Here is a 21,459-nt window from a genome sequence, read left to right on the forward strand (position 1 = left end):
TTATTCCTCTTTAATATCTACTGCTTTTTGCAGGTGTTCTTTGGATTTATATACCAGGCTGCGTATGGCGGCCACGCAGTTACATTCGTGTTCGTCGCCTTTGCCGAGGCATTCCATCCAGATTTCCAGAATAGCCAGCGCCTGATCGCTGTAAGCCAGCGCATTTTCAGCTTGGATCAGAACTTCAAAAGGAACCTGTCTCATTTCGTTTCACCCATACCCAGCTCGGCGATTAATGCCAGGCGAATTTCTTGGTTAAAATCACAGGCGATTGAAATCAAATCAATCAGCACTGGATGGCATTCTTTATTAGCCTTATCCAGAATGATCTCGAAGAGTGAGGCAGCCAACGTTGCTTTATATTCTGCCTGGTCAAGGCTGATTGGCTCACGCATTTTGCGCCCCCTGAATAAAAGTGATACGCACGTGTTTATAGCCCGCTGCCTGCGCCAGTTGCTGCGCTGTTGTCCTGGCTTCATCTGCGCTTGCGCTGGTCATTGTGTAATGAATGCCTACCGTGTGACCGCGCTTGTTTACGCCGTATCCGGCGACATGGAAGGTTTTACGCATGGCGTACCCCCGCCATTTCTCTGAGTGAATCGCGGGCATCGGTGCCCATCAGCGACCAGAGATAATTACCTTCCATGAAATGATAATTCAGCGGGCTGGCCGTCCTGATTTTCGCGGCGAACGTCAGATCCCACGACGGAAACGCGTCACGCGCTGCCTCTTCGGTGTCTGCCTGTGTGCGCAGGGTGACAGGTTGCCCCGTCCACTCCTCGCCCTTAGGCTGCCCCAGAAAGATCCAGCTAAATGCTGGCTTTTGGTCTGTGGTAATATTGGCAGTAGCCATTGCGTTACTCTCCATTGCGTTTGTGGTTAGAAGCCCGGTTAGTGTTCCCGCACTACTGGGTTTCGCTTTTTCCGCACCTAACAAAATTAGGTGTCGGACAGATACTAGATACAAAGTGTGGGACACGTCAACACTTGAATTATATTTTTTTCTGGTTATGATTGTCGGACACCAACCAGAAAGGAAACCAGTAATGGCAACTAAGTCCGTAAACTCAAAATCAAAAAGAATTGATGTACGTGTCCCACTTCCATTGGTTGAATCAATTGAAAACCTGAAAGAGGATGGCGAGAGCACAGGGCAATTCGTTACGTCAGCAATTGAGGGCGAAATAAAACGCCGCCAGCGCCGCAAAAAGCCGGAGTGAGGCAGATCCCCGTCGCTACCGCTGACCACCAGCAAACAGCGATGAAAAAATATAATTTTGCTGTATATCATTGTTTTCATTACCGGAGGTCACAGTGACCACTGACATTTCTCAGCGTAATATCCTGCCGAATGGGTGCTCTCAAATCGCTTGCTGCACGCCGTTTACCCCTGGTAGAATCGGCGGCGTTAGTGGTTAAAGGCAGTAACAATTCAGGTGTGACAGAAAAACGTTCACAAGGGCGCTCCAGCAATGGGGCGCTTTTTGTTTTCAGCATTTCCCTGCCCCTCCGTTAACGGAAAAAAGTGTCCGACGTGTTTACCCTGCTCACCTCCGAACCCAGCTCCTCACACTCCAGCAATAAATAACGCCGGGCGCTGTTTAGATCCCGCTGTCTGCGGATCCGGTAGGTGGTTTCGTTGAAAAAAATTTCATGGTCAGCAGTGATATCGTCGCGGAAACGGATGGTAAAAAAATGCGTTACCGTCGTGCCTGTCTGCACCGAACCCTGATACGTGGCCGCGCCCGGCTGCGCCATCTTCGCCCACGTATCGAATGATTCCGGATAGGATGCTTCAAGCCCCATATCATCAGCCGGCAAATCAACACGGCGGCGTATGGTGATACGTTTATTGAGTTCTCCAGGATCTGGCAGCAGATAGGTGGCGCTGGGCTGAGTGATCGTAATTTTCATTTGCTCACCCGGTCACAGGACTTTTGCCAGGCGGTTACTTCGGAAAGAAGCCAGCCAACCGCGCGCCCGCCAAGCTTGCGGCGAGCAGGGAAGAGACCGTCCTTTTCCATCAGGTAGCGGGTGGTACGGCAGATGCCAGTGAGTTGACGGCATTCCGATTCACGGATTACGCGATCGGCTGCCTGTTGAGGATGGTTGTTGTTGTTCATAAAAAAACGCTCCCGTTCGTTACTGTTCGGGAGCATTCTGTGGGACGAAAGAAACCTCATCACTATCAAAGCAAGAAAAATTTTATTCTCTAAAATAACTTACATGACATCTATCATTGATAAATTTGCTTTTCACATTCATATATATATTTTTCATTTACATAACTTTCTATAAATGGCAGGACTGTTTGTGATATGCCAAAACCATCACGTTCACCATTTGGAAAAAGAGCAATCGCCAAAACTCTACTTGGTATTTTAATTCTAAAAAGTTCAGAGCACGCCAGTAAATCCATTAATGGTATTACATTATATTCAAGCACCCTTGATTTGATGTAAGCCCAATTTTTTGGCGGGGTCGCTGGCTCTATTTTTAATTCTTTCCTCCATTTACTTATCTGGGAGGTAAAACTATCAATAAGCTCTTTGTCAGACATGGAAAAATCGATCACGAAATGACCAACTTTATTATTAAAGCCGTCTCTCTCAATTAGTAAATCAACGCTTTCGATTAAGTAATCATCATAGGATGCATCGTTTTCTTCCATCTCAAGCAAATCTTCGTCTGACGGGACTATTTGTCTGCCAGAACCAATCCCACCAATGGCAAATTTTGGGCCAAGAAAAGATAATATATCCCCCCTATTCAAAGGATATACTCCATTTCCATGCGATAGTGATAATATTTTACTATCACCATCATTAATCCGTTTAATATCGCTCGACAAAGAAAGCGGGGCATTCATAAATGATTGAATTTCACGAATTATTGCAGGGACATGAATCGCCGCATACTCATTAAACTTCTCACTGGGAATATCCCCAATATTTGAAATATCATAGTCGGATAGGGAGTATTCCAAAAACCAAAAATCATTCGACAGTAAAGATTTGAAATTAACTCTTTTCTTTAATAAAAAGAAAATATCCGAATCACTCATTGAATCCAAATCATTATACTTACTTATATCAAACCCGGTATACTCTTTTAAGGAGTCAATGTTTTTAATGGTGCGTTTCGAATCAATCATTGTGCCACCTTCAGAATGGTTACGTTTGAATGTTCGCCAGAAACAACCTCTAAACGCTCCATCCATTTATTCAGCGCATCAAGTTTTTCAGGTAAATACTGGCTACGGTTGTAGATTGCCATTACGCCGCCCAGCACATGCCCAAGCAGCTGCTCGACGACGTGCGGAGCGATCCCCATATCATTCAGGGTTGTGGCAAATGTCCTGCGCAGATCGTGAAGCGTCCAGGGTTCGGAATGGCCCAGCCTTTTGTAAATCCCCCTCCCCCACTGGCTAACGGCTTCTGGCCGTTTCAGTTCGCCAAGCAGATAGCCGGTGTGAGAGTTCTGATTATGCAGTGACTCGATAAATGGCCTGATGGGGAGAGGAACGGGGCGAGTGATTTTCTCCCCTCCTTTACTGTGCTCCTTCGGCACCGTCCAGACCCAGCTGATCATATCCCACTCTTTCCAGGTTGATAGCCTCACTTCCTGAGAGCGGCAGCCAAACACCACCAGCAGACGCAGCAGTGAGGCGTAATAGGGTTTATACATTTTAGAGGTGGTCGAACGCCAGATATCGGAAAGCTCATTCATACCGTGAACCCTGTCGCCCTTCTCCTGCTTTTTCCCTACATCCTGAATGGTCAGATCATCGAGTGCATTACTGATAGCATAGCGACGAACCCGGCAAAACTTTAACGCCTGCTTACAGGCCTGAAAAACATAACCTGCAGCAACGGGGGTTTTACGTTTCGCGCGATCAAAACATTCTAACCAGTGGCGGGTTTCACACAGCGCCAGCGGCATATCCCCTATATACGGGTAGATGTGCTTTTCAAACTGTGCCTGATGCCTTTTCCAGTTCACACGATGGTGAATAGCATATTCATTAAACCAGTGGGTCATGGCATCGCGGACGGTGACCGGCCGGAGAATTTCTTCTGTCTTTCTGTCGAGCTGAAATTTTGGGTTTTTCCCGTCCGCCAGCCACGCCCTGCACTCGTCACGTTTTTCCCTTGCCACCTTCAGCGGCATATCCGGGTAACTGCCAAGCGTCAGCCGTTCGAGCTTTGAACCGCGCCCGCCCAGGCGATAAGCAAACATCCAGCTAATGCCGCCGGAGCGTAAAAGCCTGGCGCTCAATCCCTCCCCGTCAGAAAGCATTTCCTCTTTGCTTCTGACAGAGCCGAGAAGGGCCCTTAATTTCTTGTCGCTGAGCTTGTTTGTGCCAGCCATAAAAACCTCAGTTCATATAAAACGAGTGATACACCGAGTGATACACGGGTGAGTGTATCCCCGCAAACAAGCACGAACAAGCGCAAACAAGAAAAGCGAAATATTTCTTTTAAATCAGACAATAAAAAGAATTTTTGAACATTAACGAACAGCAAAAAACCACTGTTTTCAATATACGGCATGAACTAATTTCGATTAGCTAAATGCTTGTTTAAAAAGGCGCTACTCGGCATGGGGATGCGCCTTTTTTATTGCCACAATCTGAACCGTCAAGGCTTTGTAAACCTTGCGTGACCCCGCTTTTAAACGCCCGCTTTTCGTGTATATTTCCCCCACCTCACTGGACCTCTTCCTGAACACGGAACGACACAATGATTCGTAAATACTGGTGGCTGGTTGTCTTTGCTGTCACGGTTTTCCTCTTTGATACACTGCTGATTCAGTGGATCGAATTGCTGAGCACCGAAACCGACAAGTGTCGCAATATGAATTCCGTGAATCCGCTTAAACTGGTGAACTGCTCAGAGCTGGAATAAGCCGCGAATATCATTAAAAAGCACCTTAACACCCATTAAAAACGGGGATTTAAATCCCTTTTCGTCATTCCGTTCCGGTGATAATGTCACTGCCCTTTCAGGCGCTTTCGCATAACCTCTCACTGAGAATGAGTTAAACCCACCATGCTGGTTAGCCAATACAACCAAATCCTCGTTGTCGTCTCCTTCGTTGTTGCCATCCTTGCTGCCTATACCGCGCTCAACATGGCCGCGCGCGTTGCGGGCAGCCAGGGTATTGCTGCACGCGTGTGGCTGGCGGGCGGCGGCGTGGCGATGGGAATCGGCGTGTGGGCGATGCATTTCATTGGCATGCTGGCGATGGATCTCTCCATGCGCATGAGCTATAGCCCGACGCTAACGGTGCTCTCAATGATCATCGCTATCGGCTCGTCGATGTTTGCACTTTGGCTGGTCAGCGGCGAGCAGCTGCGGTTACGCCGTCTGCTGCCGGGCGCTTTAGTGATGGGCACAGGCATCGTCGCAATGCATTACACAGGTATGGCCGCGCTGGAAGTCACCCCAGGCATTATCTGGGACAAGACCTGGATTGCGATCTCGGTAGTGATTGCGCTGGCGGCCTCACTTGCGGCGCTGTGGCTGACCTTCCGGCTGCGCCATGAAGCCGCGCAGGTCGCGCTGATGCGCCTGGGCGCTGCGATAACGATGGGCATTGCCATCGCGGGTATGCATTACGCGGGAATGAAAGCGGCGCAATTCCCGCTCTCCACTGAGATGCATCACCACGGAATAAACGGCAGCTGGCTGGCCGTGCTGGTCAGCGTAGTTGCGCTCTCTATCCTTGGGATCACGTTGCTGGTGTCCATGCTTGATGCTCGCCTGCAGGCCCGAACCGCTCTGTTGGCCTCATCCCTGGCAGAAGCCAATCGTGAGCTGGCCCAACTGGCGCTTCACGATACGCTGACCCGTTTACCGAATCGCGTTTTGCTGGAAGACCGTCTCGATCAGGCAATCAGCAAGGCCGACCGCGAAGGGACCCATTTCGCACTGATGTTTATGGACCTGGATGGCTTTAAAACGGTGAATGATGCCTACGGCCATGATACGGGCGATAAATTATTAGTCGCAGTCACCGAGCGGCTGCTGCTTCCGCTGAAAGGCCAGTTCACCCTCGCCCGCATCGGCGGCGACGAGTTTGTTTTGCTCGCGGAAGTCGGTGGCCCCGATGATGCCGCTTCGCTTGCCAGCGCGCTGGTCCGCGCCATTGACAGCCCTTTCAATGTCGAACTTTACGAGCTGGTCGTGACCGTCAGTATCGGTATTGCGCTCTATCCTCACGACGGAAAATCCGATCGTGAGCTGATGTTCAACGCTGACGCGGCGATGTATCACACCAAACATATGGGCCGTAATGGTTATCACTTTTTCCAGCCGTCCATGAACACACTGGCGCAGACGCATTTACAGCTGATGAACGATCTGTGGCTGGCGATCGATCGCGATGAGCTGCGCCTGCACTATCAGCCGAAATTCCACGCGCCGGCCGGGCCGATTCTGGGCTTTGAGGCTCTCCTGCGCTGGGAGCATCCGAAACAGGGGCTGCTGAGTCCCGACATGTTTCTGCCACTGGCCGAAAAGACCGGGCTTATCATCCCGATAGGAAACTGGGTGATCAACGAAGCCTGCCGTCAGCTGCGCGAGTGGCACCTTCAGGGGCATAAGGCGTGGTCGATGGCAGTCAATCTGTCTACACTTCAGTTCGAACAACCCACGCTGGTTAAAACCGTGCTCGACTGCCTGGCGCAGCACCATTTGCCGCCAGAATCACTGATTCTGGAAGTGACAGAAACCACCGCAATGCACAATCCGCAAGAGAGCGTCAGGATCTTAACGGAACTGACGAATGCAGGCGTGAAGGCCTCTATCGATGATTTTGGTACCGGCTATTCGAGCCTGCTCTATCTAAAGCAGCTTCCCGCCTGCGAGCTGAAAATCGATCGCGCGTTTGTGAAAGATCTCAGCGGGAAAAGCGATGATGCCACTATCGTCTCCGCCATTGTCGCGCTGGCGAAAACGCTGAATCTGAAAGTGGTCGCTGAAGGCGTGGAAACGGAAGCCCAGCAGCAATTCCTCACGGAGCTTGGCTGTAATACGCTTCAGGGATATCTGTTAGGCAAACCTGTGACGGCGCAGACCGTCGAGGAGCTGTGCAACAACGCCGATGAATTCAAAAACTACCTGCCTTCATGAGGCAACAGAATAATTTTCCGGTAACGTGCGAGTCATATTGAGCGTCGCCAGAATATTGTCCACCAGCGCCGGAGCTTGCTGGTAAAGATTGAAATTCTCACTGTTCATTAACCAGTTTTTAATTAACCCGCTAAAAAAACCGTGAAAAACAATCAATGTCATATCGATATTTATAAGTGGTGAGATGATGCCACTCGCCATCCCTTTCTCCAGCAACACGCGGACGTTTTCATAATTAAAACCAATTCGCTGACGAATTTCGCACTCTGATGTCATTTCATTATTAAATTCACATTTGTGATACAGAATTTGTAAGAGTGCACGCTGGCGGGGGCTTCGGGAAATATATTGCAACGCCGCGACAAACTTTTCGCGTAGAACACATAAAGGGTCGTCATTCTGTGACAAGGAAAGTTGCTCATGAATTAAATCGCATAAAGGTATCTGTTGTTCCCAGATCGCATTGAAGATTTCCGCTTTGCTGGAGAAGTGCCAGTAAACCGCGCCACGGGTTACGCATGCGGCATCTGCGATATCAGTCAGCGTGGTGCTCGCCACTCCGCGCGTCGAAAACTGGGTAATGGCGGCTTCGATCAGCTGCTGTCTCGTTTTCTGTGCATCTTCTTTTGTTTTACGCGCCATCGCCTCTTACCCATTACCTGAACAGTTCGCCACTTAACCAGAAATACCTCGTCGCGGAAGTATTCCCTAACGGGGGATTTTATTCTGATCAAAAAAAGTCAATTGCGTTAATCAATAATTACAACAAATGAATTAACATCATTAAATTCATAAACTATATAAGTAACGCTGGATGATATTTAAACCTGAGTGCTTCGCACCATTACTATATCGTTGATTCGCCACACCAGACTCTGGTTTTTATCTGAATAACCTGTTCGCCGCACTTATAAATTAAAAAGCATCAACGTACCTCATTATGATGTGCGCTGGATTTCTGACTCTTTGCCCCGCGATCCTTTTCACAACCTCACGGCAAATATCAGTTTATTGTTTTTAAAGGAACAGTAATGAAGAAACACTTCAGGCTTTTACCCTTATCCGGTTTTATTGTCTGCTCCGCACTGCTTGCTGGCTGTGATGGTTCTGATAATGCGCAGCAAGGCGCGCAGGTGCCCCAGGTCACTGTCTTTGTCGTGAAAAGCGCGCCACTGGCAGTCACCACGGAACTGCCAGGACGCACGGATGCGTTTCGCGTCGCTGAAGTCCGCCCGCAGGTGAGCGGTATTATCCTGCGCCGTAACTTTGTCGAAGGCAGCGATGTGAAAGCGGGCGATTCCCTGTATCAGATCGATCCGGCGTCCTATCAGGCCGCCTTTGACAGTGCGAAAGGCGAGCTGGTGAAAGCTGAAGCGGCGGCAAACATTGCCCATTTGACCGTGAAACGGTATGTCCCTCTGGTGGGCACACAATATGTCAGCCGACAAGAGTATGACCAGGCAGTCGCCAACGCCAGACAGGCCGATGCCAGCGTAACGGCTGCGCAAGCGGGCGTCGAAACAGCACGCATCAATCTCGCCTATACCAAAGTGTCATCACCGATTAGTGGACGAATTGGGAAATCCAGCGTCACCGAAGGCGCTCTGGTGACAAACGGCCAGGCTTCGGCACTGGCAACCGTGCAGCAACTCGATCCGATCTATGTGGATGTCACCCAGTCGAGCAATGACTTTATGCAGCTGAAGCAGTCCAGCCTGCAAAAAGGTGACGGCACCAGCAGCGTGCAGCTGTTGATGGAAAACGGCCAGCCTTACGCCGAGAACGGTACGCTGCAGTTCTCTGATGTCACGGTGGACGAAAGCACCGGCTCCATTACCCTGCGTGCGGTTTTCCCGAATCCTAAACATATGCTGCTACCGGGCATGTTTGTGCGAGCCCGCATTGATGAAGGCGTCCAGCCGAATGCCATTCTCGTTCCACAGCAAGGCGTCACGCGTACTCCTCGTGGCGATGCCACCGTACTGGTCGTGAACGCCAAAGAACAGGTTGAAACGCGTAGCGTGGTGGCACCTCAGGCCATTGGCGATCGTTGGCTAATCACGAACGGGTTGAAGGAGGGCGATCGCGTCATCATCAGCGGCCTGCAAAAAGTGCATCCTGGGGCCACGGTAGTTGCCACGCCTGATTCCGCCGCGACGAAAGCCAGTTAAGGGAATAATCAATGGCTAACTTCTTTATTCAAAGGCCGATTTTTGCCTGGGTACTTGCCATCATTCTGATGATTGCGGGTGGGCTGGCGATTCTCAAACTGCCCGTGGCTCAGTATCCCACGATTGCGCCACCCGCTGTTGCCGTCACAGCCGTTTACCCTGGTGCGGACGCACAAACGGTGCAGGATACGGTGACGCAGGTTATCGAACAGAACATGAACGGTGTCGATAACCTGATGTACATGTCATCCACCAGTGATTCCGCGGGAAACGTGACCATTACCCTGACCTTCCAGTCAGGCACCGATCCTGATATCGCGCAGGTACAGGTTCAGAACAAACTTCAGCTGGCGATGCCGCTGCTGCCGCAGGAAGTGCAGCAACAAGGGATCGGCGTGAAGAAATCCAGCAGCAGCTTCCTTCTGGTCGCGGGTTTTGTGTCTGATAACAAAAACCTGACCCAGGACGATATTTCAGATTACGTTGCATCTAACGTGAAAGACACCATCAGCCGAACTTCCGGTGTGGGCGATGTTCAGATGTTTGGTGCGCAGTACGCGATGCGTATCTGGCTCGACAGCAATGCCCTGAATAAGTATCAGCTGACACCGCTGGATGTAATTAATCAGCTCAAAACCCAGAACAACCAGATTGCTGCCGGTCAGTTAGGCGGAACGCCGTCGGTTCCGGGCCAGCAGCTTAACGCCTCCATCATTGCGCAAACGCGCCTGAAAACACCGGAAGAGTTTGGCAAGGTCACACTGAAAGTGAACCAGGACGGCTCAATGGTGCATTTGAAAGATGTGGCCCGTATTGAGCTTGGCGGCGAAAACTACAATATGGTGACCAAGATTAACGGCCAGGCGGCTACTGGTCTGGGTATCAAGCTGGCGACAGGCGCCAACGCGCTGGACACTGCCGCTGCCATTAAATCAAAACTGGCCGAACTGCAGGCCTTCTTCCCGCAGGGGCTGAAGGTTGTCTACCCTTACGACACCACGCCGTTCGTGACAATTTCGATTCATGAAGTGGTCAAAACCCTGTTCGAAGCGATTATCCTCGTCTTCCTGGTGATGTATCTGTTCCTGCAGAACCTGCGCGCCACGCTGATCCCAACCATTGCTGTGCCGGTGGTGTTGCTGGGTACCTTTGCGGTGTTGGGCGCATTTGGGTTTTCCATCAATACCCTGACAATGTTTGGCATGGTGCTGGCGATAGGTTTGCTGGTCGATGACGCCATCGTCGTCGTGGAAAACGTCGAACGCGTGATGGCGGAGGATAAGCTGCCGCCGAAAGAAGCAACGCAGAAGTCGATGGAGCAAATTCAGGGCGCGCTGGTTGGTATCGCGATGGTGCTTTCAGCGGTGTTCGTGCCGATGGCCTTCTTTGGCGGTTCCACCGGTGCTATCTACCGTCAGTTCTCCCTGACCATTGTTTCGGCAATGGCGCTTTCCGTCCTTGTTGCCCTGATTCTTACCCCTGCCCTCTGCGCCACGCTGCTGAAACCCGCAGCGGAAGAGCACCACGCGAAAGGCGGTTTCTTTGGCTGGTTCAATAACGTCTTCGATAAGAGCGTGGACCATTACAGTAACAGCGTGAGCGGCATTTTACGCAAAACCGGGCGCTATCTGGTGATTTATGTGCTGATTGTTGCTGGTATGGCGGTGTTGTTCCTACGTTTACCAACCTCCTTCTTACCCGACGAGGATCAGGGCGTATTCATGACCATGGTCCAGCTGCCCGCGGGTGCCACGCAAACCCGAACGCAGCAGATCCTGGATCAGGTGCAGCAATACTATCTAACCAAAGAGAAGGCCAACGTCGATTCGGTCTTTACGGTTAACGGTTTTAGCTACAGCGGCCAGGGGCAAAACTCCGGCATGGCATTTATCAGCCTGAAACCGTGGGATGAACGTCCGGGAGCTGAAAACGGAGTCGCCGCGATTGTCGGTCGCGCATCGATAGCCTTCAGTCACATTAAGGATGGGATGATCTACCCGTTCAACCTGCCTGCAATTATCGAACTGGGCACGGCTACCGGGTTTGACTTCGAACTTATCGATCAGGCAAACCTTGGGCATATCGAGCTGACAAAAGCACGTAATCAGCTGCTTGGTATGGCGAAAGAGCACCCAGACCTGCTCGAACGTGTGCGCCCTAACGGGCTGGAAGATACCCCGCAGTTCAAACTGGATGTGGACCAGGAGAAAGCGCAGGCGCTGGGAGTCAGTCTATCTGATATCAACCAGACGATTTCAACCGCGCTCGGCGGGACTTATGTGAATGACTTTATCGATCATGGTCGTGTGAAGAAAGTCTATGCGCAGGCCGACGCTCCGTTCCGTATGTTGCCGGGTGATATCAATAACCTGTACGTTCGCAGCACCAACGGCGAAATGGTGCCTTTCTCCGCGTTTAGCACCTCGCGCTGGATTTCAGGTTCACCGCGCCTTGAGCGCTACAACGGTATGCCTTCGATGGAAATTGTGGGTGAATCCGTGCGGGGTAAGAGCTCGGGTGAAGCGATGGCGATGATGGAAAGTATGGCGCAAAAACTGCCTTCCGGTATCGGTTACGACTGGACGGGGATGTCATATCAGGAACGTCTCTCTGGCAACCAGGCACCTGCGCTATACGCCATTTCGCTGATAGTGGTGTTCCTGTGTCTGGCTGCGCTTTATGAAAGCTGGTCGATTCCGTTCTCCGTTATGCTGGTCGTGCCACTGGGGGTGATTGGTGCGCTGCTTGGCGCCTCGTTAAGCGGGCTGAACAATGACGTCTATTTCCAGGTTGGGCTTCTCACCACCATCGGGCTCTCCGCGAAAAACGCCATTCTGATTGTAGAGTTCGCGAAAGACCTGATGGAGAAAGAAGGTAAAGGGGTTATCGAAGCCACCCTTGAGGCATCCCGTATGCGTTTGCGCCCCATCCTGATGACGTCACTGGCGTTTGTTCTCGGTGTACTGCCGCTGGTAATCAGCCGTGGCGCGGGCAGTGGCGCGCAAAATGCCGTGGGCACAGGGGTCATGGGCGGCATGCTCTCGGCAACGCTTCTGGCTATCTTCTTCGTTCCCGTATTTTTCGTGGTCGTCAGACGACGGTTTAATCGAATCAAGAAGTAAAACAAAGATAAAGGCGTCATCCGGCGCCTTCTCTTATTCTTTTACACAGAACATTAGCACGCAAACTATCATTGTATTATTATGCCTGTGAATAATCGTTAACTTCCTCGCGGCGTAAAATCTATTATTCGTTCCATACTTCCTCCATAAATTCATGCCATTCTGTTTTTTTCTCCATGATTTTTACAATCCACATAATTTGAGATTATTCACCCTGCTGTTGTGGATAGTTGTAGTGGTAAAATGACCCTTAGCTCGATAAATACCCTATTGGTTTTATAGCGAGCCAGTTTTAATTCTGAGGTAACATCATGAAAAGATTCATTTGCGTTGCAACTCTCGCTGCGCTTCTTGCCGGTTGTGCGCACGACTCTCCGTGTGTGCCGGTGTATGACGATCAGGGCCGTCTGGTTCATACCAACACCTGTATGAAAGGCACAACCCAGGATAACTGGGAAACCGCAGGAGCAATCGCCGGTGGTGCCGCCGCTGTCGCTGGCCTGACGCTGGGTATCGTCGCATTAACGAAATAATGCTTTCCTGCAAAAGCGCGGTGCTCCCGCGCTTTTGCTTCAAACCAGTGCAATGATTTCCTGATACGTTAAAAAAACTCCCCTTTTCCAACTGCCTCTCATTATTAATATCTGATTCTTCTCACATCTTTTTTGTCGCCTCTTTTTAATTACATATTCCAGCGTGATACTTTTCACAATTCAATTACATTAAATATCCTGCCAATATTCACGCCAGAAACTACCATCCGGAATTAACTCACTAGCTAACAACTTTTGCTCTGATTTGTGGCGTAGGTTGTGATTTCGCACCATTTCGGGGCGCTCGATTTATTTATCCCTGTCTACACTCTGCATTATGCGTTCAATTCTCTCTTTTTCAGCCGAACGCAAAACTGGCATTACGTTTGCTTTATAAACGTCGGCCAACGCCACAGACAGGTAAAAGCGTTTTAAAACGACTTTCTATAACGATAAATTTCGCCACACAGGATGCATTATGAAAAAGACGATGTTAGCCAGCCTGGCCGCAGCGGGCATGTTGTTTGCTGTAGCGGGACAAGCTCATGCCGGCACAACGCTGGATGCCGTTAAAAAGAAAGGCTTTGTACAGTGCGGTATCAGTGATGGGTTACCGGGCTTCTCTTATGCCGATGCGAACGGAAAGTTCACCGGTATTGATGTCGATGTATGCCGTGGCGTTGCAGCAGCCCTTTTCGGGGATGACACCAAAGTAAAATACACCCCTCTGACGGCGAAAGAGCGCTTTACCGCTCTGCAGTCTGGCGAAGTGGACATGCTTTCTCGTAATACCACCTGGACTTCATCGCGTGACGCGGGCATGGGAATGTCCTTCACCGGCGTTACCTATTATGACGGTATCGGCTTCCTGACCCACAACAAGGCGGGACTGAAGAGCGCCAAAGAGCTCGACGGGGCGACGGTGTGTATTCAGGCAGGCACTGACACCGAGCTGAATGTCGCCGACTATTTCAAAGCCAACAACATGAAATACACGCCAGTCACCTTCGACCGCTCTGATGAATCCGCTAAAGCGCTGGAGTCTGGCCGTTGCGATACGCTGGCGTCAGACCAGTCTCAGCTGTATGCCCTGCGCATCAAGCTGAGCAACCCGGCGGAATGGATTGTTCTGCCAGAAGTCATCTCGAAAGAACCTCTCGGCCCGGTCGTACGCCGTGGCGATGAAGACTGGTTCTCCATCGTTCGCTGGACGCTGTTCGCTATGCTGAACGCCGAAGAGATGGGCATCAACTCGAAAAACGTCGATGAAAAAGCCGCTAATCCATCAACACCAGATATGGCGCATCTTTTGGGTAAAGAGGGTGATTTCGGCAAAGATCTGAAACTGGATAACAAGTGGGCTTATAACATCATTAAACACGTCGGTAACTATTCAGAGATCTTCGAGCGCAACGTGGGATCGGAAAGTGCACTGAAGATCAAACGTGGCCAGAACAACCTCTGGAACAACGGCGGCATTCAGTACGCTCCGCCGGTACGTTAAGTTTTAGCTGTAACGGGCACCGCATCTGTGGTGCCCAGTCCAGAGTCATGGTTACCGAGGTTTCTTTATGTCCCATCGCCGCTTAGCCGTAAAAGGAAAACTTTCCTTTTCTCATCCCGCGGTCCGCGCCTGGCTATTCCAGATAATTGCTGTTGTCGCCGTCGTGGTCGTCGCGATTTATTTAATTCATAACACTGTTACCAATCTGAGCAATCGCGGCATTACTTCGGGCTTTGCCTTCCTGGATCGCAGCGCTGGTTTTGGCATTGTGCAGCACTTGATTGATTATCAAGAGGGAGACACATACGGAAGAGTGTTTCTGGTCGGCCTGCTGAATACGCTTCTGGTCTCTGCGCTGTGTATTGTGTTTGCTTCGTTTCTGGGCTTTTTCCTCGGACTTGCGCGCCTTTCGGAGAACTGGTTATTACGCAAACTCTCGACGATTTATATTGAGACGTTTCGCAATATTCCGCCCCTCCTGCAGATCTTCTTCTGGTATTTCGCCGTACTGCGCAATTTACCCGGCCCGCGCCAGGCCGTTGATGCCTGGGATCTCTTTTTCCTAAGTAATCGCGGTCTCTATATTCCCTCGCCGCTGGCGGGCGAAGGGCTGTACGCGTTCTTGGCAGCCATCGTTGTTGCTATCGCCATTACGATTGGGCTTTTTCGCTATAACCGTACACTTCAGATTAAAACCGGGCAACTTCGCAGAACATGGCCAGCAGGCGTTGCATTGATCGTGGGTTTACCGCTGCTCGCACACTGGACCTTCGGTGCTGCGTTGCACTGGGATATTCCACAGCTGCGTGGTTTTAATTTCCGGGGTGGGATGGTGCTGATCCCAGAGCTTGCGGCGCTGACGCTGGCGCTGTCGATTTATACCTCCGCATTTATTGCCGAAATCATTCGTTCTGGTATTCAGGCAGTACCCTATGGGCAGCACGAAGCCGCGCGATCACTCGGATTACCAAATCCGGTGACCCTGCGTCAGGTGATCATCCCGCAAGCCTTGCGCGTGATCATCCCACCGTTGACCAGTCAGTATCTTAATATTGCCAAAAACTCCTCGCTGGCGGCTGCCATTGGTTATCCCGACATGGTTTCCCTTTTCGCCGGAACCGTGCTTAACCAGACCGGGCAAGCTATCGAGACTATCGCCATCACCATGTCCGTCTATCTGATTATCAGCCTGACGATCTCACTGCTGATGAATATCTATAACCGTCGCATCGCCCTGGTTGAGCGCTAAGGAACCATGATGACAAAAGCCGTATTGTCACAGCCCTCGCGCCCGTCCAGCGCCGGAAGCTGGCGTTTCATCGCCTGGGCACGCAAGAATCTGTTCTCCTCATGGAGCAACAGTCTCCTGACGATCGTCAGTTTATGGTTGATTTGGGAGCTGATTCCCCCCCTGCTGAACTGGGCGTTTTTACAGGCAAACTGGGTAGGCTCTACGCGGGCTGACTGCACCAAGGCCGGTGCCTGCTGGGTCTTTATCCATGAGCGTTTCGGCCAGTTTATGTATGGTCTCTATCCACACGATCAACGCTGGCGCATCAATCTTGCGCTGGTTATCGGCCTGCTGTCGATCGCACCGATGTTCTTTAAAGGTCTACCGCGTCGTGGTCGCTATATTGCCTGCTGGGCAGTGGTCTATCCGCTGATTGTCTGGTTGTTACTGTACGGGGGAATACTGGGGCTGGAGCGTGTAGAAACACGCCAGTGGGGTGGGCTGACGTTAACCCTGATCATCGCTTCTGTTGGGATCGCCGGGGCGCTGCCGTTGGGTATTTTGCTGGCACTGGGTCGTCGTTCAACGATGCCGGTGGTACGCATTCTGTCGGTGATCTTTATCGAGTTCTGGCGCGGTGTACCGCTGATTACCGTTCTGTTTATGTCCTCGGTGATGCTGCCGCTGTTTATGGCGGAAGGCACCACGATCGACAAACTGATCCGCGCCCTGGTGGGGGTCGTGTTATTCCAGTCAGCGTATGTTGCAGAAGTGGTTCGCGGCGGGCTTCAGGCGCTGCCAAAAGGTCAGTATGAGGCTGCTGAATCGCTGGCACTTGGTTACTGGAAAACCCAGGGACTCGTGATCTTACCCCAGGCGCTCAAGCTGGTTATTCCGGGGCTGGTGAACACTATTATCGCCCTGTTTAAAGATACCAGCCTCGTGATCATCATTGGATTGTTTGATCTTTTCAGTAGTGTCCAGCAGGCCACAGTCGACCCGGCCTGGCTGGGAATGTCTACCGAAGGCTATGTTTTTGCAGCACTTGTGTACTGGATTTTCTGTTTCAGCATGTCGCGCTATAGCCAGCATCTGGAAAAGCGCTTTAATACCGGGCGTACGCCGCATTGAGGAATTTATGAGCAAAATAACGATGACCCCCGCTGACGCGATGATTACGCTGGAAAACGTTAATAAATGGTACGGGCAGTTTCATGTTCTGAAAGATATCAATCTGAAGGTAAAGCAAGGTGAACGTATCGTCCTGTGCGGCCCGTCAGGTTCAGGTAAATCTACGACGATTCGCTGTATTAACCATCTTGAAGAGCATCAACAAGGGCGCATCGTTGTTGATGGAATCGAGCTGGATGAGGATATTCGCAATATCGAACGAGTCCGCCAGGAAGTGGGTATGGTATTCCAGCATTTCAATCTGTTCCCCCATTTGACGGTATTACAGAATTGCACACTGGCGCCTATTTGGGTTAGAAAGATGCCTAAAAAGGAAGCTGAGGCGCTGGCAATGCATTATCTGGAACGGGTACGTATTGCTGAACATGCGAATAAGTTCCCCGGACAGATATCGGGGGGTCAGCAGCAGCGTGTGGCTATCGCGCGATCCTTGTGCATGAAACCTAAAATTATGCTGTTTGATGAACCGACTTCAGCCCTCGATCCTGAGATGGTTAAAGAGGTGCTGGATACGATGATTGGTCTGGCCCAATCAGGAATGACAATGCTCTGTGTCACGCATGAAATGGGCTTTGCCAGAACAGTGGCAGACAGGGTGATCTTCATGGATCGCGGGGAAATTGTCGAACAGGCTGCACCGGAAGAGTTTTTTGCCCATCCGAAATCTGAAAGAACGCGAGCATTTCTGTCCCAGGTGATTCATTAATCAATGATAGTTGCCCGGTGGCATTTGGTTGCCGGGCAAAAGGTGTCTGGCAACGTTCTCGTCTGATATTTCGATGTATAAACGCAAAAAGGCCATCCTTGCGGATGGCCTTTTCACTTGTTTGATGTCTGGCAGTTCCCTACTCTCACATGGGGAGACCCCACACTACCATCGGCGCTACGGCGTTTCACTTCTGAGTTCGGCATGGGGTCAGGTGGGACCACCGCGCTAAAGCCGCCAGACAAATTCTTTTACTATTGCCGAACTTCAACCACGTATAAAGTGGTGCTGATACCCAGAGTCGAACTGGGGACCTCACCCTTACCAAGGGTGCGCTCTACCAACTGAGCCATATCAGCACGCTAAATTTGATGCCTGGCAGTTCCCTACTCTCACATGGGGAGACCCCACACTACCATCGGCGCTACGGCGTTTCACTTCTGAGTTCGGCATGGGGTCAGGTGGGACCACCGCGCTAAAGCCGCCAGGCAAATTCTGTTATCAACACGCATTCCTGCGCATTAATTAATCTGTATCAGCTGAAAATCGACTGTCTCTGCTTCGCCAAAACATCTTCGGCGTTGTAAGGTTAAGCCTCACGGTTCATTAGTACTGGTTAGCTCAATACATCGCTGCACTTACACACCCAGCCTATCAACGTCGTAGTCTTCAACGTTCCTTCAGGACCCTTAAAGGGTCAGGGAGAACTCATCTCGGGGCAAGTTTCGTGCTTAGATGCTTTCAGCACTTATCTTTTCCGCATTTAGCTACCGGGCAATGCCATTGGCATGACAACCCGAACACCAGTGATGCGTCCACTCCGGTCCTCTCGTACTAGGAGCAGCCCCCCTCAATTCTCCAGCGCCCACGGCAGATAGGGACCGAACTGTCTCACGACGTTCTAAACCCAGCTCGCGTACCACTTTAAACGGCGAACAGCCGTACCCTTGGGACCTACTTCAGCCCCAGGATGTGATGAGCCGACATCGAGGTGCCAAACACCGCCGTCGATATGAACTCTTGGGCGGTATCAGCCTGTTATCCCCGGAGTACCTTTTATCCGTTGAGCGATGGCCCTTCCATTCAGAACCACCGGATCACTATGACCTGCTTTCGCACCTGCTCGAGCCGTCACTCTCGCAGTCAAGCTAGCTTATGCCATTGCACTAACCTCCTGATGTCCGACCAGGATTAGCTAACCTTCGTGCTCCTCCGTTACTCTTTAGGAGGAGACCGCCCCAGTCAAACTACCCACCAGACACTGTCCGCAACCCGGATTACGGGTCTACGTTAGAACACCAGCCATTAAAGGGTGGTATTTCAAGGTTGGCTCCACGCAGACTGGCGTCCACGCTTCAAAGCCTCCCACCTATCCTACACATCAAGGACCAGTGTTCAGTGTCAAGCTATAGTAAAGGTTCACGGGGTCTTTCCGTCTTGCCGCGGGTACACTGCATCTTCACAGCGAGTTCAATTTCACTGAGTCTCGGGTGGAGACAGCCTGGCCATCATTACGCCATTCGTGCAGGTCGGAACTTACCCGACAAGGAATTTCGCTACCTTAGGACCGTTATAGTTACGGCCGCCGTTTACCGGGGCTTCGATCAAGAGCTTCGCGTTGCCGCTAACCCCATCAATTAACCTTCCGGCACCGGGCAGGCGTCACACCGTATACGTCCACTTTCGTGTTTGCACAGTGCTGTGTTTTTAATAAACAGTTGCAGCCAGCTGGTATCTTCGACTGGTTTCAGCTCCGTCCGCAGGGACTTCACCTACACACCAGCGTGCCTTCTCCCGAAGTTACGGCACCATTTTGCCTAGTTCCTTCACCCGAGTTCTCTCAAGCGCCTTGGTATTCTCTACCTGACCACCTGTGTCGGTTTGGGGTACGATTTGATGTTACCTGATGCTTAGAGGCTTTTCCTGGAAGCAGGGCATTTGTTACTTCAGCACCGTAGTGCCTCGTCATCACACCTCAGCGTTAAAAAGGTACCGGATTTACCTGGAACCTCCGCCTACATGCTTAAACCGGGACAACCGTCGCCCGGCTAACATAGCCTTCTCCGTCCCCCCTTCGCAGTAACACCAAGTACAGGAATATTAACCTGTTTCCCATCGACTACGCCTTTCGGCCTCGCCTTAGGGGTCGACTCACCCTGCCCCGATTAACGTTGGACAGGAACCCTTGGTCTTCCGGCGAGCGGGCTTTTCACCCGCTTTATCGTTACTTATGTCAGCATTCGCACTTCTGATACCTCCAGCATGCCTCACAGCACACCTTCAACGGCTTACAGAACGCTCCCCTACCCAACAACGCATAAGCGTCGCTGCCGCAGCTTCGGTGCATGGTTTAGCCCCGTTACATCTTCCGCGCAGGCCGACTCGACCAGTGAGCTATTACGCTTTCTTTAAATGATGGCTGCTTCTAAGCCAACATCCTGGCTGTCTGTGCCTTCCCACATCGTTTCCCACTTAACCATGACTTTGGGACCTTAGCTGGCGGTCTGGGTTGTTTCCCTCTTCACGACGGACGTTAGCACCCGCCGTGTGTCTCCCGTGATAACATTCTTCGGTATTCGTAGTTTGCATCGGGTTGGTAAGCCGGGATGGCCCCCTAGCCGAAACAGTGCTCTACCCCCGAAGATGAGTTCACGAGGCGCTACCTAAATAGCTTTCGGGGAGAACCAGCTATCTCCCGGTTTGATTGGCCTTTCACCCCCAGCCACAAGTCATCCGCTAATTTTTCAACATTAGTCGGTTCGGTCCTCCAGTTAGTGTTACCCAACCTTCAACCTGCCCATGGCTAGATCACCGGGTTTCGGGTCTATACCCTGCAACTTAACGCCCAGTTAAGACTCGGTTTCCCTTCGGCTCCCCTATACGGTTAACCTTGCTACAGAATATAAGTCGCTGACCCATTATACAAAAGGTACGCAGTCACCCCATAAAAGAGGCTCCCACTGCTTGTACGTACACGGTTTCAGGTTCTTTTTCACTCCCCTCGCCGGGGTTCTTTTCGCCTTTCCCTCACGGTACTGGTTCACTATCGGTCAGTCAGGAGTATTTAGCCTTGGAGGATGGTCCCCCCATATTCAGACAGGATACCACGTGTCCCGCCCTACTCTTCGAGTTCACAGCGTGTGCATTTTTGTGTACGGGACTTTCACCCTGTATCGTGCGACTTTCCAGACGCTTCCACTAACACACGCGCTGATTCAGACTCTGGGCTCCTCCCCGTTCGCTCGCCGCTACTGGGGGAATCTCGGTTGATTTCTTTTCCTCGGGGTACTTAGATGTTTCAGTTCCCCCGGTTCGCCTCATGCCACTATGTATTCATGACATGATAGTGTGTCGGAACACACTGGGTTTCCCCATTCGGGTATCGCCGGGTCAAAGGTTCATATCACCTCGCCGACGCTTATCGCAGATTAGCACGCCCTTCATCGCCTCTGACTGCCAGGGCATCCACCGTGTACGCTTAGTCGCTTAACCTCACAACCCGAAGATGTTTCGTAAAACATCATCGTGTCGCGAAAATTTGAGAGACTCGAACACACCGTCATTCTGTTCTTATTACGGAGAACAGACGCAGCGTGTCGTTTCAATTTTCAGCTTGATCCAGATTTTTAAAGAGCAAATATCTCAAACATGATTCCTGAGAATCAGTTTTGAGATATTAAGGCAGGTGACTTTCACTCACAAACCAGCAAGTGGCGTCCCCTAGGGGATTCGAACCCCTGTTACCGCCGTGAAAGGGCGGTGTCCTGGGCCTCTAGACGAAGGGGACACTGAAGTCTCAATCGCAAGACGCCTTGCTATTTACTTTTCATCAGACAATCTGTGTGAGCACTACAAAGGCAGGTTC

The 21,459-nt window shown here is 51.1% G+C and carries 19 protein-coding genes, 2 tRNA genes and 3 rRNA genes; 10 read left to right on the forward strand and 14 right to left on the reverse strand.

Going from position 1 to position 21,459, the window contains the following annotated elements:
- Genes OVA10_RS00790 through OVA10_RS00805 form a run of 4 tightly spaced genes read right to left on the reverse strand, consistent with a single transcriptional unit; the run spans position 1 to position 853 of the window.
- Entirely contained in the window at positions 1–204 is a 204-nt protein-coding gene (locus tag OVA10_RS00790; protein WP_268194908.1) for a hypothetical protein, read from the reverse strand.
- The gene (locus OVA10_RS00795) at positions 201–395 is read right to left on the reverse strand and encodes a hypothetical protein (RefSeq protein WP_268194911.1); all 195 of its coding nucleotides are present in this window, start codon (positions 393–395) and stop codon (positions 201–203) included. The genes OVA10_RS00790 and OVA10_RS00795 overlap by 4 nt, the downstream gene beginning before the upstream one ends.
- Complete coding sequence (locus OVA10_RS00800; protein WP_174339210.1) at positions 388–570, reverse strand: hypothetical protein; 183 nt, start codon at positions 568–570, stop codon at positions 388–390. The genes OVA10_RS00795 and OVA10_RS00800 overlap by 8 nt, the downstream gene beginning before the upstream one ends.
- On the reverse strand, positions 563–853 hold the full coding sequence (locus tag OVA10_RS00805) for a host cell division inhibitor Icd-like protein (RefSeq protein WP_268194915.1): 291 nt from the start codon (positions 851–853) through the stop codon (positions 563–565). The genes OVA10_RS00800 and OVA10_RS00805 overlap by 8 nt, the downstream gene beginning before the upstream one ends.
- A 193-nt stretch (positions 854–1,046) precedes the next feature.
- On the opposite strand from OVA10_RS00805, the gene OVA10_RS00810 reads away from it, so the two are divergent.
- A complete protein-coding gene (locus tag OVA10_RS00810) occupies positions 1,047–1,220 on the forward strand; it encodes a YlcI/YnfO family protein (RefSeq protein ID WP_202666259.1) in 174 nt (57 codons plus the stop codon).
- A gap of 292 nt (positions 1,221–1,512) precedes the next feature.
- Here the strand turns inward: OVA10_RS00810 and OVA10_RS00815 are convergent, their stop codons facing one another.
- The 4 genes from OVA10_RS00815 to OVA10_RS00830 form a co-directional block, all read right to left on the reverse strand.
- A complete protein-coding gene (locus tag OVA10_RS00815) occupies positions 1,513–1,914 on the reverse strand; it encodes a phage head closure protein (RefSeq protein WP_268194918.1) in 402 nt (133 codons plus the stop codon).
- Complete coding sequence (locus OVA10_RS00820) at positions 1,911–2,123, reverse strand: helix-turn-helix transcriptional regulator (RefSeq protein WP_268194921.1); 213 nt, start codon at positions 2,121–2,123, stop codon at positions 1,911–1,913. The genes OVA10_RS00815 and OVA10_RS00820 overlap by 4 nt, the downstream gene beginning before the upstream one ends.
- 113 nt (positions 2,124–2,236) lie before the next feature.
- Positions 2,237–3,154, reverse strand: a complete 918-nt coding sequence (locus OVA10_RS00825) for a DUF6387 family protein (RefSeq protein WP_268194923.1) — start codon at positions 3,152–3,154, stop codon at positions 2,237–2,239.
- Positions 3,151–4,371: a tyrosine-type recombinase/integrase gene (locus OVA10_RS00830; RefSeq protein WP_268194924.1), complete on the reverse strand. Its 1,221-nt coding sequence runs from the start codon at positions 4,369–4,371 to the stop codon at positions 3,151–3,153. Before OVA10_RS00830 ends, OVA10_RS00825 begins: the two co-directional genes overlap by 4 nt.
- 371 nt (positions 4,372–4,742) lie before the next feature.
- On the opposite strand from OVA10_RS00830, the gene OVA10_RS00835 reads away from it, so the two are divergent.
- Together OVA10_RS00835 and OVA10_RS00840 are read left to right on the forward strand one after the other, a co-directional pair.
- Positions 4,743–4,907: a DUF2556 family protein gene (locus tag OVA10_RS00835; protein WP_100778674.1), complete on the forward strand. Its 165-nt coding sequence runs from the start codon at positions 4,743–4,745 to the stop codon at positions 4,905–4,907.
- A gap of 144 nt (positions 4,908–5,051) precedes the next feature.
- Positions 5,052–7,136: a putative bifunctional diguanylate cyclase/phosphodiesterase gene (locus OVA10_RS00840; RefSeq protein WP_123428199.1), complete on the forward strand. Its 2,085-nt coding sequence runs from the start codon at positions 5,052–5,054 to the stop codon at positions 7,134–7,136.
- Here the strand turns inward: OVA10_RS00840 and envR are convergent.
- Complete coding sequence (gene envR, locus OVA10_RS00845) at positions 7,131–7,778, reverse strand: acrEF/envCD operon transcriptional regulator (RefSeq protein WP_123428198.1); 648 nt, start codon at positions 7,776–7,778, stop codon at positions 7,131–7,133. The genes OVA10_RS00840 and envR overlap by 6 nt on opposite strands.
- Positions 7,779–8,167: 389 nt before the next feature.
- On the opposite strand from envR, the gene OVA10_RS00850 reads away from it, so the two are divergent.
- The 7 genes from OVA10_RS00850 to OVA10_RS00880 all read left to right on the forward strand — a co-directional run bounded on the left by OVA10_RS00850 (position 8,168) and on the right by OVA10_RS00880 (position 17,594).
- Positions 8,168–9,307: an efflux RND transporter periplasmic adaptor subunit gene (locus tag OVA10_RS00850; RefSeq protein WP_268194927.1), complete on the forward strand. Its 1,140-nt coding sequence runs from the start codon at positions 8,168–8,170 to the stop codon at positions 9,305–9,307.
- Between the two features lie 11 nt (positions 9,308–9,318).
- Entirely contained in the window at positions 9,319–12,429 is a 3,111-nt protein-coding gene (locus OVA10_RS00855; RefSeq protein WP_268194929.1) for an efflux RND transporter permease subunit, read from the forward strand.
- A 311-nt stretch (positions 12,430–12,740) separates the two neighbouring features.
- Entirely contained in the window at positions 12,741–12,962 is a 222-nt protein-coding gene (locus OVA10_RS00860; protein ID WP_015960684.1) for a lipoprotein, read from the forward strand.
- A gap of 478 nt (positions 12,963–13,440) precedes the next feature.
- Positions 13,441–14,466, forward strand: a complete 1,026-nt coding sequence (locus OVA10_RS00865) for an amino acid ABC transporter substrate-binding protein (RefSeq protein WP_107702739.1) — start codon at positions 13,441–13,443, stop codon at positions 14,464–14,466.
- 67 nt (positions 14,467–14,533) lie between these two features.
- Entirely contained in the window at positions 14,534–15,715 is a 1,182-nt protein-coding gene (locus OVA10_RS00870; RefSeq protein WP_181826933.1) for an amino acid ABC transporter permease, read from the forward strand.
- 9 nt (positions 15,716–15,724) lie between these two features.
- Complete coding sequence (locus tag OVA10_RS00875) at positions 15,725–16,828, forward strand: amino acid ABC transporter permease (RefSeq protein ID WP_248860311.1); 1,104 nt, start codon at positions 15,725–15,727, stop codon at positions 16,826–16,828.
- 7 nt (positions 16,829–16,835) lie between these two features.
- A complete protein-coding gene (locus tag OVA10_RS00880; protein WP_100778666.1) occupies positions 16,836–17,594 on the forward strand; it encodes an amino acid ABC transporter ATP-binding protein in 759 nt (252 codons plus the stop codon).
- A 126-nt stretch (positions 17,595–17,720) separates the two neighbouring features.
- Here OVA10_RS00880 and rrf (OVA10_RS00885) read toward each other — a convergent pair.
- From rrf (OVA10_RS00885) to OVA10_RS00905, 5 genes are all read right to left on the reverse strand, one after another.
- Positions 17,721–17,836, reverse strand: a 5S ribosomal RNA gene (rrf, locus tag OVA10_RS00885).
- Positions 17,837–17,877: 41 nt separating this feature from the next.
- A tRNA-Thr gene (locus OVA10_RS00890) sits at positions 17,878–17,953 on the reverse strand.
- Between the two features lie 14 nt (positions 17,954–17,967).
- Positions 17,968–18,083: ribosomal RNA gene (gene rrf, locus OVA10_RS00895) — 5S ribosomal RNA — on the reverse strand.
- A gap of 96 nt (positions 18,084–18,179) precedes the next feature.
- A 23S ribosomal RNA gene (locus OVA10_RS00900) occupies positions 18,180–21,086 on the reverse strand.
- Positions 21,087–21,305: 219 nt separating this feature from the next.
- Positions 21,306–21,381: transfer RNA gene (locus OVA10_RS00905), tRNA-Glu, on the reverse strand.
- Between the last annotated feature and the right edge of the window lie 78 nt (positions 21,382–21,459).

The organism is Lelliottia sp. SL45 (assembly GCF_026672535.1).
Classification (GTDB): domain Bacteria; phylum Pseudomonadota; class Gammaproteobacteria; order Enterobacterales; family Enterobacteriaceae; genus Enterobacter; species Enterobacter nimipressuralis.

Bases quoted from the DNA above. Each gene is read 5' to 3' on its own strand.
- OVA10_RS00790 (WP_268194908.1), bottom strand. From the start codon at position 204: ATGAGACAGGTTCCTTTTGAAGTTCTGATCCAAGCTGAAAATGCGCTG.
- OVA10_RS00795 (WP_268194911.1), bottom strand. From the start codon at position 395: ATGCGTGAGCCAATCAGCCTTGACCAGGCAGAATATAAAGCAACGTTG.
- OVA10_RS00800 (WP_174339210.1), bottom strand. From the start codon at position 570: ATGCGTAAAACCTTCCATGTCGCCGGATACGGCGTAAACAAGCGCGGT.
- OVA10_RS00805 (WP_268194915.1), bottom strand. From the start codon at position 853: ATGGCTACTGCCAATATTACCACAGACCAAAAGCCAGCATTTAGCTGG.
- OVA10_RS00810 (WP_202666259.1), top strand. From the start codon at position 1,047: ATGGCAACTAAGTCCGTAAACTCAAAATCAAAAAGAATTGATGTACGT.
- OVA10_RS00815 (WP_268194918.1), bottom strand. From the start codon at position 1,914: ATGAAAATTACGATCACTCAGCCCAGCGCCACCTATCTGCTGCCAGAT.
- OVA10_RS00820 (WP_268194921.1), bottom strand. From the start codon at position 2,123: ATGAACAACAACAACCATCCTCAACAGGCAGCCGATCGCGTAATCCGT.
- OVA10_RS00825 (WP_268194923.1), bottom strand. From the start codon at position 3,154: ATGATTGATTCGAAACGCACCATTAAAAACATTGACTCCTTAAAAGAG.
- OVA10_RS00830 (WP_268194924.1), bottom strand. From the start codon at position 4,371: ATGGCTGGCACAAACAAGCTCAGCGACAAGAAATTAAGGGCCCTTCTC.
- OVA10_RS00835 (WP_100778674.1), top strand. From the start codon at position 4,743: ATGATTCGTAAATACTGGTGGCTGGTTGTCTTTGCTGTCACGGTTTTC.
- OVA10_RS00840 (WP_123428199.1), top strand. From the start codon at position 5,052: ATGCTGGTTAGCCAATACAACCAAATCCTCGTTGTCGTCTCCTTCGTT.
- envR (WP_123428198.1), bottom strand. From the start codon at position 7,778: ATGGCGCGTAAAACAAAAGAAGATGCACAGAAAACGAGACAGCAGCTG.
- OVA10_RS00850 (WP_268194927.1), top strand. From the start codon at position 8,168: ATGAAGAAACACTTCAGGCTTTTACCCTTATCCGGTTTTATTGTCTGC.
- OVA10_RS00855 (WP_268194929.1), top strand. From the start codon at position 9,319: ATGGCTAACTTCTTTATTCAAAGGCCGATTTTTGCCTGGGTACTTGCC.
- OVA10_RS00860 (WP_015960684.1), top strand. From the start codon at position 12,741: ATGAAAAGATTCATTTGCGTTGCAACTCTCGCTGCGCTTCTTGCCGGT.
- OVA10_RS00865 (WP_107702739.1), top strand. From the start codon at position 13,441: ATGAAAAAGACGATGTTAGCCAGCCTGGCCGCAGCGGGCATGTTGTTT.
- OVA10_RS00870 (WP_181826933.1), top strand. From the start codon at position 14,534: ATGTCCCATCGCCGCTTAGCCGTAAAAGGAAAACTTTCCTTTTCTCAT.
- OVA10_RS00875 (WP_248860311.1), top strand. From the start codon at position 15,725: ATGACAAAAGCCGTATTGTCACAGCCCTCGCGCCCGTCCAGCGCCGGA.
- OVA10_RS00880 (WP_100778666.1), top strand. From the start codon at position 16,836: ATGAGCAAAATAACGATGACCCCCGCTGACGCGATGATTACGCTGGAA.